10 protein-coding genes are annotated in these 14,396 nt (G+C 65.7%); 7 read left to right on the top strand and 3 right to left on the bottom strand.

Annotated features, from left to right (window positions below):
* Nucleotides 1-109: 109 nt before the first annotated feature.
* Together KF745_00050 and KF745_00045 are read left to right on the top strand one after the other, a co-directional pair.
* Nucleotides 110-1,462 (top strand): beta-glucosidase, encoded by a 1,353-nt coding sequence (locus KF745_00050; GenBank protein ID MBX3356796.1) that lies wholly within the window; start codon nucleotides 110-112, stop codon nucleotides 1,460-1,462.
* A 44-nt stretch (nucleotides 1,463-1,506) separates the two neighbouring features.
* Nucleotides 1,507-4,737: a discoidin domain-containing protein gene (locus tag KF745_00045; GenBank protein ID MBX3356795.1), complete on the top strand. Its 3,231-nt coding sequence runs from the start codon at nucleotides 1,507-1,509 to the stop codon at nucleotides 4,735-4,737.
* A gap of 13 nt (nucleotides 4,738-4,750) precedes the next feature.
* Here KF745_00045 and KF745_00040 read toward each other — a convergent pair whose 3' ends face one another.
* From KF745_00040 to KF745_00030, 3 genes are read right to left on the bottom strand one after another with little or no spacing between them, the layout of a single operon-like run.
* Nucleotides 4,751-6,373 carry a hypothetical protein gene (locus KF745_00040; GenBank protein ID MBX3356794.1) on the bottom strand — a complete coding sequence of 541 codons (1,623 nt, stop codon included), beginning with the start codon at nucleotides 6,371-6,373 and terminating at the stop codon, nucleotides 4,751-4,753.
* The gene (locus KF745_00035; GenBank protein MBX3356793.1) at nucleotides 6,370-6,744 is read right to left on the bottom strand and encodes a hypothetical protein; all 375 of its coding nucleotides are present in this window, start codon (nucleotides 6,742-6,744) and stop codon (nucleotides 6,370-6,372) included. Before KF745_00035 ends, KF745_00040 begins: the two co-directional genes overlap by 4 nt.
* A 57-nt stretch (nucleotides 6,745-6,801) precedes the next feature.
* Entirely contained in the window at nucleotides 6,802-7,110 is a 309-nt protein-coding gene (locus KF745_00030; protein MBX3356792.1) for a DUF4282 domain-containing protein, read from the bottom strand.
* Between the two features lie 137 nt (nucleotides 7,111-7,247).
* Between KF745_00030 and KF745_00025 the strand changes: the two genes are divergently transcribed.
* The 5 genes from KF745_00025 (at nucleotide 7,248) to KF745_00005 (ending at nucleotide 13,264) form a co-directional block, all read left to right on the top strand.
* Nucleotides 7,248-7,820 carry a hypothetical protein gene (locus KF745_00025; GenBank protein ID MBX3356791.1) on the top strand — a complete coding sequence of 191 codons (573 nt, stop codon included), beginning with the start codon at nucleotides 7,248-7,250 and terminating at the stop codon, nucleotides 7,818-7,820.
* Nucleotides 7,813-10,320, top strand: a complete 2,508-nt coding sequence (locus KF745_00020) for a serine/threonine protein kinase (GenBank protein MBX3356790.1) — start codon at nucleotides 7,813-7,815, stop codon at nucleotides 10,318-10,320. The genes KF745_00025 and KF745_00020 overlap by 8 nt, the downstream gene beginning before the upstream one ends.
* A gap of 98 nt (nucleotides 10,321-10,418) precedes the next feature.
* The gene (locus KF745_00015; protein ID MBX3356789.1) at nucleotides 10,419-11,657 is read left to right on the top strand and encodes a hypothetical protein; all 1,239 of its coding nucleotides are present in this window, start codon (nucleotides 10,419-10,421) and stop codon (nucleotides 11,655-11,657) included.
* Nucleotides 11,658-11,680: 23 nt separating this feature from the next.
* Complete coding sequence (locus tag KF745_00010) at nucleotides 11,681-12,376, top strand: hypothetical protein (protein MBX3356788.1); 696 nt, start codon at nucleotides 11,681-11,683, stop codon at nucleotides 12,374-12,376.
* A gap of 168 nt (nucleotides 12,377-12,544) precedes the next feature.
* Nucleotides 12,545-13,264 (top strand): hypothetical protein, encoded by a 720-nt coding sequence (locus KF745_00005; GenBank protein ID MBX3356787.1) that lies wholly within the window; start codon nucleotides 12,545-12,547, stop codon nucleotides 13,262-13,264.
* Nucleotides 13,265-14,396 lie beyond the last annotated feature (1,132 nt).

Here is a 14,396-nt window from a genome sequence, read left to right as displayed (position 1 = left end):
AGCAGTGTACCGGTCCCATCCGGGTCTGCACGGATACGTGTGTGCTGCCGGCGAGCGTGCGTCCCCGCTATGTTTCCCCGCCGGAGCGTGCTCGAAGGAGGCCGATGCCATGGGATTCCCGACCGGGTTTGTCTGGGGCGGATCAACGTCGGCGTACCAGATCGAGGGCGCGGCCGAGGCCGACGGCCGGGGCGAGAGCGTGTGGGACGCCTTCTGCCGCCGGACGGGCGCGGTCTACCAGGGACACTCCGGCGCCCACGCGTGCGACCACTACCACCGTGCAGCCGACGACGTCCGGATCATGAAGGACCTCGGCCTGGGCGCCTACAGGTTCTCGATCTCGTGGAGCCGGCTCTTGCCGGAGGGCACGGGCCGCGTGAATACAGCGGGGATCGACTTCTACCACCGGCTGGTCGACACCCTTCTCGCGGCGGGCATATCGCCGTGGCTCACGCTCTTCCATTGGGACTATCCGTCGGCGCTTCAGCGCCGCGGCGGCTGGCTGAACACCGAGAGCCCCGCCTGGTTCGCGGACTACACCGCACTTGTTGTCGACGCACTCTCGGACCGCGTCTCGAACTGGATCACGCTGAACGAGCCGCAGTGCTTCATCCACTTCGGCCACGGCGACGGCCGTCACGCTCCGGGGCTGCGGCTGGACTTGCGTGACCAACTCCTCGCGTGTCACCACTCGCTCGTGGCCCACGGCCGGGCGGTGCAGGTGATCCGCTCGCGGGCCAAGAGCCCCCCCACGATCGGCTGGGCGCCGATCGGATACGCGCGAAGCCCGGCAACAGATTCACCGGCCGATATCGCCGCGGCACGTGACGCCATGATGACCGTTTCCCGTCGCGATCTTTGGAACAGCGCGTGGTACGCCGATGCGGTCTGCCGCGGCGCGTACCCCGAATCCGGAATGCGGACCTATGGCGCTGATGCGCTAAAGCCCTCGGACGAGGACATGCGGACGATCTCGCAGAAACTCGACTTCTTCGGCGTCAATATCTACGAGTCGGTTCGTGTTCGCGCCGGGCGCGACGGGACTCCCGAGGAAGTCCCCTTCCCGCCCGGTCACCCGCAGACCGCCATCCGCTGGCCCGTGGTCCCCGAGTCACTGTACTGGGGCCCCCGCTTCTTGCACGAGGCGTACGGGCTTCCCGTGTACATCACCGAGAATGGTCTCTCGTGCAACGACTGGGTCAGCCAGGACGGCGCGGTCCACGATCAGCCGCGAATCGACTTCACGCGGCGATACCTCGCGGAGCTGCGCCGGGCAATCGCCGATGGCGCCGACATCCGAGGCTACTTCCACTGGTCGTTGATGGACAACTTCGAATGGCAGGAGGGGTACAAGGAGCGATTCGGCCTTGTCCACGTCGACTTCGGGACGCAGCGGCGGACCATCAAGGACTCTGGCCGCTGGTACGCGCGGGTGATCGGCACGAACGGCGGCGAGTTCTGAGCAAAACCAGTCGTACCCGGCCTGAAATCGGTTACACTTGCTGAGTGAATACCTCCCCCGGATCACCCCTGTTCAGCCGGTGGATCGCCGCCGCGACGATCGCCGTGATCTTCGCCTCGCTTCGCGCACAGGCACAGCCGCGGGTTCTCGACAACTGCGAGAATGCTGCGGGGTGGCGGGTCATTGCTTCGGACGGAGTCAAAGCCTCTCTCAGTCCGACTGACGGCGTCGACGGCCGGGGCCTGCGGCTCGATTTCGACTTCGAGGCCGGCGCCGGCTACTGCATTGCCCGGAAAGAGATCGATCTAGCACTCCCCCCCAACTACCGCTTCTCGTTCCAGATCCGCGCGGAGGGTCCGGAGGGGGCCAAGCCGCCCCGCAACAACCTCGAGTTCAAACTCGTCGATCCATCGGGCGACAACGTCTGGTGGGTCAACCAGCGGGCGTACGAGTTCCCGAGCGCCTGGACGCCGGTCCGGTACCGCGCGAGGCAGTTTCAGTTCGCGTGGGGTCCCTCGGGGGGGGCGCGCATGGATCGCATCGGGGCGATCGAGTTTGCGATCGCTGCGTCGGAGGGAGGGCGGGGCTCGGTGTTCCTCGATTCGCTCGCGTTCGAGGAACTGCCGGAGTCCATCGCGCCGGCGGGCGCGACTGCCATGCGAGCCTCATCCGGATCCCTGTCGTCCCAGGGCCCCCCGACCGACGGAGTTCTCGGCTGGACTCCGGACGCCACCGATGGCTCACCCTGGCTCGAACTTGACCTCGGTCGGTCGTGCGAGATCGGCGGCGCGGTCATTGAATGGAGCGCTTCCGCGTTTGCCACCGATTATGACCTGGAGGTATCCCAGGACCGCTCGCAATGGGAGACCGTGGCGTCCGTCCGCGGCGGCAACGGCGGCCGCGACTGGGTGGCGGCGCCTGATTCTGAGGGCCGCTACCTGCGACTGGCCGTCCGCCGGCGCGCGGATCCGGACGCTCCGGTACGAGTCGAGCGGCTTGATGTGCGCGACGCCGCGTTCGGATCCACCCGCAACGCCTTCATCCGTGAGGTGGCCCGAAAGTCTCCCCGCGGGTGGTTCCCCCGCCAGTTCCACGACGAGCAGGCATATTGGACGATTGTCGGCACCCCGGAGTCCTCTGAGGAGGCCCTTCTGAGCGAGGATGGAACGCTCGAGGTCGCCAAGCAGGGGTTCACCGTCGAGCCGATGGTGGTCCTGAACGACGACGGAGCCCCTCGCCTCCTCACCTGGGCCGATGTCTCCGCGACCCAGCGGCTTGAGCACGGCGACCTCCCGATCCCCAGCGTGCTCTGGAACGCCCCCGGCTTCACGCTGGACATCACCGCGTTCGCTGATGGGCCCCAGAGTCAGAGCCGCGTCATCGGCCAGTACACCCTGCGTAACTCGTCTCCGCGGCGGCTCCAAGGAGCCCTGGCGCTCGCGATCAGGCCGTTCCAGGTTCTCCCGTGGTGGCAGGACCTGAACATCACTGGTGGTGTTTCCCCGATCTCGCGCATCGAGTTCGACACCTCCCGCGTAGTCGTCAACGGCACCCGAACGATCGAGGCGTGGTCCCCGGCGGCGTTCGGCGCCAGCACCTTCGATGGCGGCGAGATCGCCGAGCACCTCGCGACGACCGGCTCACCGCCCGCCGCGCAGGCGATCGATGACCCAAGTGGCCTGGCTTCGGGCGCGCTGCTGTACAACGTTGATCTCGCGCCGGGTGAGCAACTCACCGCCACCATCAGTATTCCACTTGGTGAAGGCGCGCGTCCCCCGGCCACGCCGGCGTCCCGCCCCCCCGAGGGGTATGTCCAGCAGCGGTTCCGCCACGTTGCTTTGGCGTGGTCCGACCGAATCAACCAGGTGGGTCTCGAACTCCCCCCATCGGGGTCGCGCCTCGTCGCCGCGTTCCGCACCATGCAGGCATACATCCTGATCAACCGCGACGGCCCGGCCATCCAGCCGGGGTCTCGTACGTACGAGCGGTCCTGGATCCGGGATGGCTCGATGACCTCCGCCGCCCTACTCGCGACGGGTCATCCACGCGAGGCCCGCGAGTTCATCGAGTGGTACGGCCCGCGCCAGTACGACAACGGAAAGGTCCCCTGCGTCGTTGATTCGCGCGGGCCTGATCCGGTGAACGAGCACGACTCCACCGGCCAGTTTATCTACGCTGTGCGAACCTACTGGGCCTTCACAGGCGACCTGGAGTTCGTCAGGCAGCAGATGCCGCGGATCGAAAAGGGCGTGGAGTACCTGCAATCCCTGTCGGCCCAGCGCCGCACGGGCGAATACGCCGACGGCCCCGATTCGGTCCGCGCCTGCTTCGGCCTCGTCCCCGAGTCCATCAGCCACGAGGGATACTCCGCCAAGCCGATGCACTCCTACTGGGACTCGTTCTTCACAATCCGCGGCCTCTCCGATGCCGTGGAGCTCGCCCAGGCCATCGGTCGCTCCGATCTCGTGAACCGATTTTCTGCCGCGCGCGACGCCTACGAGACCGCGCTGTACGAATCGATCCCGCTGGCAATGAAGGTCAAGGGAATCGACTACATCCCGGGGTGCGTCGAACTGGGAGACTTCGACGCCACCTCCACGGCGATCGCCGTCTTCCCATGCGGTCAACTGGGAAAGGCCCCGCAATCCGCGCTCCAGCGGACATTCGACAAGTACTTCGAGTTCTTTACTCGGCGTCGTGACGGCACGGCCGAGTGGAAGGACTACACCCCGTACGAAGTCCGCCTCATCGGCATCTTCGTTCGCCTCGGCCAGCCCGAGCGGGCCCACGAGCTGCTCGACTTCTTCCTCGACGACCAGCGTCCCACCGCCTGGAACCAATGGGCCGAGGTGGTCTGGAAGGACGAGCGGGCCCCCCGCTTCATCGGCGACATGCCCCATACCTGGGTCGGCGGCGACTTTCTCAACGCGATTCGATCCATGATGGTCTATGAGCGGGAGAGCGACCGCTCATTGGTCATCGCCGCGGGGATCAAGCCCCAGTGGGCCCGCGAAGCGCCCGGGGTGCGTGTTCGCGCGTTCCCGACGGAGTACGGACCGGTCACCTACTCACTGCGGGACGATGGCGACCGAACCACGATCGACCTCGCGGGCGGTCTTCGAACACCGCCGGGCGGGGTTGTCGTCCGCGGCGTCGGCACGCTGCGGATCAAATCGGCGACGATCGATGGTGAGCCCGCAGAGGTCATCTCCGAACACGAGGTCCGCTTACCAAAGCCCACCGGAACCGTGGTCATCGAATACGCGTCCGAGTAAGGACTCCGGTGGCTCACTTGATCATGGCGATCCCGCGCGACTGTGCCGAGCCCAGCGCCTCGAACCGGAGGTCCAGCACCTCGGTCCCGGGCGGCAGCGAGATGATGGCCGCGCCGTTGGCGGGCATCGCCTCAATCCTCGCTCGGTGGACCCCGTTGACGACAACCAGCAGGTTGTCGGTCGCGGCGCCCGAGCCCCGGATGTATAGCCCGGCGCAGGTCCCCGGCTCAGGAAGACGGATACACACCAGTTCCTGCCGCCACGTGTACGCGCTTCGGCTCACTGTTCCGGCGAACAGCCCGGCGATTCTCGCGTCGTTGCGGCCGCGATAGAAGATCGTCCCCGGGATGCCCGTCAGAGTGAGATCCGCCGGCCTGGCCTTCGCCGCGTTGGCGTCGAGCACCTCGACGTTGAGCCCCGCGGGCGTGGCCGAGCCGAGTTTCTTGCCGGTCGCGATCAGGGCGTCAAGCCGCTGACGCTCCGCCGCATCAAGGGACGAGAGAGACACGCCGTTGCCCGTGATCCCGCTTGCGGTCGCTCTGGAGAACTCCAGCGGCGCAGCGCCGATCGATGACTTCATCACCAGCACGTTTCTGGGGTCGATGGTGGCTTCGAATGTGAACTCGCGGAACGGCATCTCGCGAAGATCGATCCCATCGCCCTTGACCGTGAACTTCTCCTCGTCCACTTGGGCGTTCAGGATGACCGTCCCCATGGTCGTGCCGGCGTCCGACACGATGACCGCGCCAGACTCGCCCTGGAATGGCTGGATCAGCGGGGTCAGGCGGGCGCGACGCTGCGCCTCCGCCTGCTGCTTCGCCTCTTCTTCGGCTACTCGGCGGCGCTCCGCCGCTTGCTCCTGAGCGACGCGTTGACGCTCGGCCGCTTCGGCCTGAGCGATCCGCTGGCGCTCCGCCGCCTCCTCCATCGCCTTGCGTTGCCGCTCTACCGCCTCAGCCTGCCTCCGCTGCCGCTCCGCCTCGGCCGCCTCCTGCGCAATCCGCTGCTTCTCGGCCGAATCCGCCAGCAGCTTCTTCATCTCCGGCGAGTCCTCGACCACCATCGGCTTGAGCTTCGAATGGGGGAGGAAGTCGGTGCCGCGCGGGGCGGTGCTCGACCCCCCGTCCGAGGAGACGACCCGGTAGGCGAACGTCGGCGCCATGCCCTTGCTGTCGGCGATCTTGTCCCAGAGCGTCGACCATGGCTCGCCCTGCATCATCGCGGTGGCGTGCCATTTTTCGTCGTCCTCGTCCAGGTACGCATGGACTGTCCCCTTGCACTCGACTTCGTCCCCCTTGTTCGCCACCGTACGAACGACCCGGGTCCCATCGATCATGACGACCACCCAGCCGTAGGGCTCCTTGAACCGTACCTTGGCGGTCCAGTCGCCCTCGAATACCGGCAGTCCTGCGTTTGCCCGCGTCGCGGACTTAATCTGCTTGAAGTCGGCCAGTGTGATCGACGTGACGTCAACCCCCTCGACCGACGTGTCGATCAAGTCCGGTCGGCTGCTCCTGATCTCCTTCTCGATCGCCGCCTTGACGTCACCGGTCGGTGGAGACTTGCCGCATCCGGTCAGTGTGACCGGAACCGCGGCGAGCATGAGGACCAGCACGTACCAGAGTGACGTTCTCATGACCGTTCTCCTGAAACCTCCGCGCGCTGCGTCGCCGAGGGCTCCTGACTTGTTTCCTGCTTCACGAACCTGACCCCGCCTCCCCCATCGAGTGTGTTGCCGTCGATCGTGTACACCTGCGATCCGCCGGCACCACGGATGATGACATGGTTCCCGTCGGTCTCGTAACTCGCCACAAACGTCATGCCCAGCAACGTCGTGACGTACACACGGTCTCCCTTGAACTCAAGCTTGCCGACCCCATCCTGCTCCGTGTACGTGCCGGAGAGCCCGCCGCCGCACCCCACAAGCCCAAGAGTCGCAAGAACCACCAGCACGATTCCTCCAGCGAGCGCGACCCGTCCGTTCCGTTCCCTCTGTTGCTGGATCATGTTCCCATCCTCGTGTGTGTGGGCAGGACCGCGGCGGACCAGCGCCAACGGTGCGAATCACACCTTCGCAGCGGCGCCGCCTCCGCTGCGGCTGCGCTGCTCGATCTCCACGAGCGTGTCGTACATCCTGAACAGCAGGATCAACAACTCACACACCACCCGCCACGCCACGGGCCCCAGGACGAGCAGGAACAACCCCGTGAGCACCATCACCCCACCGCCGTAGCTCGCCGAAACTCCTTGCTTGATCGTGACCAGACCCACCACCGCGATCACCAGGAGCCCGATAATGAACAGGAGCCTGATCAGCGTGGGCGTGATGAAGTGCGAAAACGAGAACATCCTGAACGAGAGAGAGTCCTTCATGGGGCTGCCTCGGGTTGCAAACAGCGTCCGCGGGGCGTGACAGCCGCCGGGTCCGTGGTACACTGGCCTACCACACCGATGCGCAAAGGACGAGGGCGTCCGCAACCACTTCGCGGGACGACGCCCTCAATCGACCCATGAGCGACCCCGCCGCACAGGCTGCACCGGAATCAGAAGCGGCGCTGAACACCCGGTTCTACGAGGAACTCAGGGAGGTCGCCGGCCGGGTGTTCGCCTCGGAACGTGCCGATCACACCCTCCAGCCCACGGCGGTCGTGAACGAAGCCTGCATGCGGATCATGGCGTTCGGCCTTCCGGCCGTCTCGCGGGAGCAACAACTCGCGATCGCCGGCCGCGTCCTGAAGCAGGTTCTTGTCGATCACGCCCGTGCGCACACCGCCCAGAAGCGCGGCGGAGGTGTCGCAGGAAAAGCTGGATCACTCCGGCTCGATCTCGAACGCGACATGATCGCTCCCGACGCCACACAGGTGGACTTCGGACCCATGCACGACGCCATCGAGCGGCTCGCCCGCCTCAGTCCGCGACAGGCCGAGGTCGTCACGCTGCGCATCTTCTCCGGCCTGAAGATGGAACAGATCGCAACTGTGCTCGGCGTCTCAAAGCGGGCGGTCGAGGGCGACTGGACCGTGGCACGGGCCTGGCTGGCACGAGAGCTCAGCGCTCACGTCGAGGGCTGCGCCCGTGAATGACCGCGAACTCCACGAGCGTGCGTCGGCCCTTTTCCTCGAACTCCGCGATCTCCCAGCGGAGGACCGCCGGGCCTACTTCAAGTCGGCCGATAATAAGGATGCGCGGCTTATTGCGGAGGTCCGGTCGCTGCTGGCGCACGACACGCCGGCCGAAGAGATCACGGGCGGCGCCGATGTCGATCAGCGCCCCGCCGGTACCGAGCATCTCCCGGCAAAGATCGGTCCCTACACCGTCATCCGCCGCATCGGACGTGGTGGCAGCGGGTACGTCCTCCTCGCCGAGCAGCACGAGCCTGTTCACCGCATGGTCGCCATCAAGATCGTGCCGCACGCCGCGATCAGCCCCGAGTCCGCAGCCCGGTTCGATTTCGAGCGCCGATCGCTGGAACGGGCCGTTCACCCGAATATCGCCCATGTGCTCGACGCCGGGCGAACGGCCGACGGCCTCCCGTACCTCGTCATGGACTACATCGACGGGGTGCCGATCTCCGCATACTGCCGTGAGAAGTCCGTCCGCCTCGTCGACCGCGTGGCCCTCATGCTCACCGTCGCCGAAGCGGTCCAGCACGCCCACCAGCGCGGCGTCATCCACCGCGACCTGAAGCCGGGGAACATCCTCGTCTGTGAGGTCAACGGGCGACCAACCCCGTGTGTGCTCGACTTTGGCATCGCCAAGCCAACCCCCGAGGCCATCGCGGAGGGTTCCCCCCCCACGATCGGCCAGGCGATCGGAACGCCCGCGTACATGGCGCCGGAGCAGACCGGCGGGAAGCCTGTCGACACCAGGGCCGATGTGTACTCCATCGGAGCGGTGCTCTACGAACTCACTTGCGGCAAGCCCCCAATTGACGCGACGGGCGATGCCGCGCTCGATCCGCTCGAACAACTCCGCCGCGTGCGAAACGACGTCGCCCCGCCCGCAAGCCGCGTGCGTGCCGCCGATGCGGCCCTCTCCCGCTCGGATCCGGTGTCCCGGCACATGCTCGCGGACCTCGACTGCATCCTTGCCAAGGCGCTCGAGAAGTCCCCCGACCGCCGATACGCGACCGCCGCGGCCCTCGCTGAGGACCTTGGTCGCCTGCTGCGGCACGAGCCGATCGCGGCCCGGCCCGCGACCCTTGCTTATCGAACGGCACGCTTCTGCAACAGGAACCGCGCCCTGGTTGCCTCACTCGCGGTCATCGTTGTCGCCAGCGTCGTCGGCGTGGCCGGTCTCGCTATCGGCCTGATCGAGGCCCGCTCGCAGCGCCGCGAAGCGATCAACCAATACGACGCCCAGTTGGAACTCAACCGCTTCCTCACCGACGACCTCCTCGCGGCGGCCTCGCCCGAGCAACTCGGCCGCGATGTCACCGCGCTGGACCTCCTCCACCGCGCCAGCCGCAGGGTGGATCGTCGATTTCCCGACCGCCCGCTCATCGCTGCTTCGGTGCATCACGCTCTCGGCGTCGCTTACATGGAACTCGGTTCATTCGAAGAAGCCGAAACCCATCTCGGCCGAGCCGTTGCACTGCGCCGCGCCGCGGCGGGCGCCGACGCTCCCGAGACCGTGCACTCCGAAATCGCGCAGGCGAGCCTGCTGGCAAGACTGGAGCGCCTGCCCGAGGCCGCCAGGGCCCTCAACGATGCCATCCGGCGGGCCCGCCTCATCGTCGGACCGGACGCCCCGGTCCTCTACACCGCTGTAAACGACCTTGGGTGCGTCTACATCTCGATGGACCGTGGCAAGGAGGCCGTCGCCCTGCTGAAAGAGGCCCTCGCCGGCCGAGTGCGTCTGCTGGGAGCCCGTGATCCGCAGGTGCTGGCCACAACCGGGAACCTTGCCCTGGCGCACGAGCGGGTCGGTGACACCGCCAAGTCGCTCGAACTGCAGATCGAGGCGCTCCACATCGCCGATTCGCTCGATGAGCCGCCGCCCATGACCCTCATCGGGCTGTGCAACAACATCGGCGCCACGTATCAGGATCTCAACAAAGACCGCGAAGCGGTGCCGTACCTGCAGCGCGCGTCAGAAATGGCCTCCAGGTGGCTCGGCCCCGACAACCCCGCCACACTGACCATCAACAGCAACCTTGCAGGCCTCGAGGCCGAACTCGGCGACCCTCGACAGGGTGCTGATCTGTACAAGTCAGTCGCCGAGGCCAGCGCCCGGACCCTCGGGCCTGACACGATCGAGACATTCTCGGCCCGCTATGGCTACCTCAACAGCCTCCGGCTCGCCAAAGAGGCAAACGAATCAGCCGAGGGGTACATGATCCTGCTCGCGGATGTGACCCGCGTCCTCGGGTCGAAGCACTGGTTGTCCGTGCAGACGCAGGACGCCCTCGCCCGCTCTCTCCGGGACGCCGGGCGATTGGACGAAGCCGCCCCCAACGCCCGACAGGCCGCTGCACAGTTCCAGGCCCTCTACGGCAACGAGCACCAGCGAACCCGTGGAGCTACCCAACTGCTCCGCGAGATTGAAGCCCAACTCGCGTCGGGCGAACCACAGCCAAAGTGAACTCGATTACCACCACCTCAACAGGGTACATGCTTATTTCTTGATGTGTTTCCGAAACAATGCTTGAAATAAATCGGATCGGTGGTACGCTCCAAGCCATGGCTCTCCGGACCACCAACTCAGCCCCCGAACCAGGTGGTGCGTTCGAGCGAGATACCATGATCGCCGTGCATGATGTTCGCAGTGCGTTCGCTCGCATCATCGAACATAAGTGCCCAGGCTCCAAGGCAGTTACGAGTCTCTGCGAGCAGTTTGGAATCCACCGCAAGCTCGCCTGGCAAGTCGGCAAGGTCTCTTACACCGACGACCCGTTCGTCGCGGCCAAACACATCCCAAGCGGCAAGAGCCTCTCTGCTTGGCTTGACGCAGCCGAATCGGTCGGTGTTCCCCCGTCGATGGTCAATGCCGCACGCCAGGCGACAGATCGCTTCGAGGCCCTCGCCGCGGCCCACGCCGGTAGCCGCGCCGAGCTCGAGATGCTTCTCGAGTCCTGTTCTTCCCAGTACGACGCCGAGTCCCATGCCCGGTGGCGCCAGCAGTCGTTCGAGGGCAACAGCTTCGTCTGGGGCGCCCACTGCCGCGTCCTGCTGGCCCTGATGGTCCTCGTTCCCTCCGAAGACAAGCCGCGCTATTTCCACGCGGCGCAGCTCCGCGGCCTCATCGGCTTCCGACAGACCCGCCCGGGGGTGCGCTGGGTCGTGAATCAGTCCGTCGTCGCCGACGACTCATCCCGCACGGAAAACAGCATTCAGCGAGTCCCCCTCGACCCGACCGCCGCGAGCCGGCACGGCGGAGTCCCCGTAATGCCGCAGTTTTGTTCGCAGCCAATGCCCGAACTCACCCGGCGACGCGCGGCAGACGGCATGGTGATGGACGAGTTCCTCGCCGGCCCGGTCGGCCAGCGCGGCGAACGCACCCTGGTCACCGGCGAGATGGCCCGGAACATCGGCCCCGCCCATGCCACCGAGCACGATCGAGTCGCCCACTTCGGCACCGCGGTCCGCGTCCCCGCGGAACTGCTCCACTACGACCTGTTCGTTCACAGCTCGCTCTTTGGTCGCGTCGAGCGCGAACTCCGGGTATTCAGCGATCTCGCCTCGCCGATCGCCTTTGACGACTCCGACTCGCTCCCTGTAGCCGAGCGGATTGCTCCCCTCGGGCGCGGCGTCGCCCTGGCCCAGACCCCCGACATCCCCGCGTACACCGACCTCGCCTCGGCCGCGTTCTACGCGCTCGGCGCGAACGCCGACGATTACGACCTGTTCAGAGTGCGGATGCCATACCCACCCATGCCCGTGACGGTCATGATGCGGCACCCACTCCCGGATCTCGCGTGACTCACACGAAGAAGGAGGAAGACATGCAAGCGAAGAACCTGCTCCCCGCCCTGCTCTCCATCAGCGCCGTCTGCGGCGTGGCCGTTGCCGACGTCCAGGTGAGCAACTACGACGACCTGCCCGAGGGCTTCCTCGGCTCGGCGTTCGACTACAACGGCGTGCAATACCGCGACGTGAACGGCGTCGGCGGCGTATTCCCCGACGGCAGCACGTTCGTGCCCGCCGACATCGGCAACGACTTCATCATCGAGAACGCCGGGCTGCTCTACGGCGACTTCCCGGGATGGGGCAGCCCCAGCAACTGCCTGACCTTCGGAACCTCCTACATCGGCGGCGAGAACCTGTCGCTGGGCGCCTTCGCCACCGCGTGGATGGACCTGCCGCAGGTATCAGACTCGATCAGTTTCGACATGGTCTTCTATGAGAACGGACCGTGGGGCGGCATCGTGTTCCACCTCGATGCCTACCTCAACGGGAACGTCGTCGGCACCGACTCGTTCACCATCAGCGACCTGGGCGGGCGCGACAACATCGCGTTCTCGACGCTCTCGGTCTCCGGCGTGCAATTCGACTCGGCCCACATCTATGCCACCTTCGGCGCCTCCCTCTCGGCCCCGCGCCTCATGATCGACGACCTCACCATCAACACCGTTCCCGCACCGGCCTCGGCCGGCGTGCTCGCGGCGATGGCACTCGGCCTGCGCCGCCGCCGTCGTTGATACTCACTCAGCCAGATCGTTCGCCGCTCGCGGCGGACACTGTGGGAGCGGCGGCGCCTGGTCGTGCCTCCGCTCCCTGCTTTTTTGGGCGTCTCGCGTCCGCCCAGTCGCCAGGCACAGCCCGCTATCATTTCCAGCGGCGTATCCAACACCCGCCAGGAGGCTCTCATGATCAGCGCGAAGGTGCTTGTCGGCGCGTTCCTTGGATTGGGTCTGGTCGGGGCGACCCTTGTCGCCGCGGACCCTCCCTCCGGCAGCAAGACAACCGAGAAGACGCCAGCCGCGGCTAAGCCCGTCGGCGACCCTTACCCACTCGCGGTCTGCCCCGTTTCCGGGAAGAAGCTCGCGGACTCCTCCGCCGTGGTTGTAAAGGTCATCGAGACCCGCGAGATCAAGTTCTACTCGCCGGAAGAAGCCGCTACGTTCGAGGCCGATCCGAAGACCTGGACCGCCAAGCTCGATTCCCTGATCATCGCGGACCAGAAGCCGCACTACGCGGCGACCACCTGCGTCATCATGGACGAGCCCCTGGTGGAGGACGGCAAGGACATCGGTCTTGACGTTGTTGTGAACAACCGTCTCATCCGGGTGTGCTGCAAGGAGTGCGCGGTCAAGGTCCGCGAGAACCCCGCCGAAGCGATCGCCAAGGTCGACCAGGCGGTGATCGCCGCGCAACTCGCCTCCTACCCGCTGACCACGTGCGTCGTCGGCGCCGATGAACTCGGCGGCATGGGCGATCCCGTCGATGTCGTGATCGCGAACCGCCTTGTGCGCCTCTGCTGCAAGGGCTGCCTCAAGTCACTCAAGAGAGACCCTGCGAAGTACATCGCGATGGTCGACGCGGCCTACGCGCAGAAGGCCGGCGACACGGCCAAGCCACAGCACTAGTCCTAATGCGACTCGCACGTTCGTGCGCTCTGGTCGCCACGGGTGCGACGTTAGTCACCGCCATTGTTTATTCCGCCGGCAAGTGGCGGGCTGCGCAGAACGGGCAGCCGGTTGCGAACAGGCCTGCAGGATTGCCGCCACGAGTCGCCGAGTCTTGGCACGACTGCACATGGCGGTCTTTGACCAGCTTCATTGGTAACGCGGCAGACTTTGGACAGTGCACTTGGGAGTCCTCTTCGGACGCCATAAGCGAGAACATGTATGCCTGAACATCGATGTGAGTGCGTCCTCATGATGATCGCAGCTCTGCTCGGTGTTTTCGGGTGCAGTTCGGTTCGCAGCTATCACACGATTGCGGACGACGCTCGCCCTTGGTGTAGCGATTGCGGGCGAGCCGAGGAGCTGCGTCGAGAGTGGCGGGACATTGTAAAGGGAACAATTGAAACTGATCGATCCTGGCGATGCGGCTTCATAGACTATGACGAACGCAACATGTGGCATCGCGTGATAACGTATATGAAGGGCCACGGGTTCAAGCTTTACTATGATTTGAGGGATCCGCCTGATGCCCGCGAGTTTGACGAGTATTCGGCCGCGAAGGCGGACGAATCTGGGTTTGAGCAGTTTCCATTATCTCATACATTTCGCGCAGTGTGTGTGCACCCGCTTGTCGTAATGGCTGTTCCCGTGTCTAGTGCTGATGTGTCGAAGGACCCATTTCGTGCGAGCAGCATACTTCCCTATCATCCCCAGCTGGTATGGTTTTGCCCTGACTCTGCAAGCGACCCGGCGCCGCTTCGTGCCGGCGACGACGGTGTTCTGGAAGTGCAAGTAGATGGCGTAGCGCTAACCGCAACAAGGGTTGGTGATTCTTGGAGTATTGTGAATACTCCAAGGAGATGATGAGACTCGCGCAGTGAACGGTGCCCGATGTGGAATAACGTCCCGGCGGCTCTGCTGGAAGGGTAGAGCCGCACGGGTGCCCGCCTCCCTCAGGCGCTAGAGAACCTGTCGTTGTCGCAGCCGTCGCAATGGTCAATACCCCCTCAGCACCACCTCACGCTGGGCCCAGTCGCGCCAGGACTGGGAGTCGCCGCGGAAGGCGATGTCGCGGAGCAGGCCGGGGGTGCGC

Source organism: Phycisphaeraceae bacterium (assembly GCA_019636655.1).
Taxonomy (GTDB): domain Bacteria; phylum Planctomycetota; class Phycisphaerae; order Phycisphaerales; family UBA1924; genus JAHBXB01.
Note: the sequence above shows the minus strand (reverse complement) of the source record. Positions and strands in the feature narration are given on the sequence as shown.

Excerpts from the sequence above, each read along its gene's own strand:
- KF745_00050 (MBX3356796.1), top strand. The coding sequence starts at position 110 with ATGGGATTCCCGACCGGGTTTGTCTGGGGCGGATCAACGTCGGCGTAC.
- KF745_00040 (MBX3356794.1), bottom strand. The coding sequence starts at position 6,373 with ATGAGAACGTCACTCTGGTACGTGCTGGTCCTCATGCTCGCCGCGGTT.
- KF745_00035 (MBX3356793.1), bottom strand. The coding sequence starts at position 6,744 with ATGATCCAGCAACAGAGGGAACGGAACGGACGGGTCGCGCTCGCTGGA.
- KF745_00030 (MBX3356792.1), bottom strand. The coding sequence starts at position 7,110 with ATGAAGGACTCTCTCTCGTTCAGGATGTTCTCGTTTTCGCACTTCATC.
- KF745_00025 (MBX3356791.1), top strand. The coding sequence starts at position 7,248 with ATGAGCGACCCCGCCGCACAGGCTGCACCGGAATCAGAAGCGGCGCTG.
- KF745_00015 (MBX3356789.1), top strand. The coding sequence starts at position 10,419 with ATGGCTCTCCGGACCACCAACTCAGCCCCCGAACCAGGTGGTGCGTTC.
- KF745_00010 (MBX3356788.1), top strand. The coding sequence starts at position 11,681 with ATGCAAGCGAAGAACCTGCTCCCCGCCCTGCTCTCCATCAGCGCCGTC.
- KF745_00005 (MBX3356787.1), top strand. The coding sequence starts at position 12,545 with ATGATCAGCGCGAAGGTGCTTGTCGGCGCGTTCCTTGGATTGGGTCTG.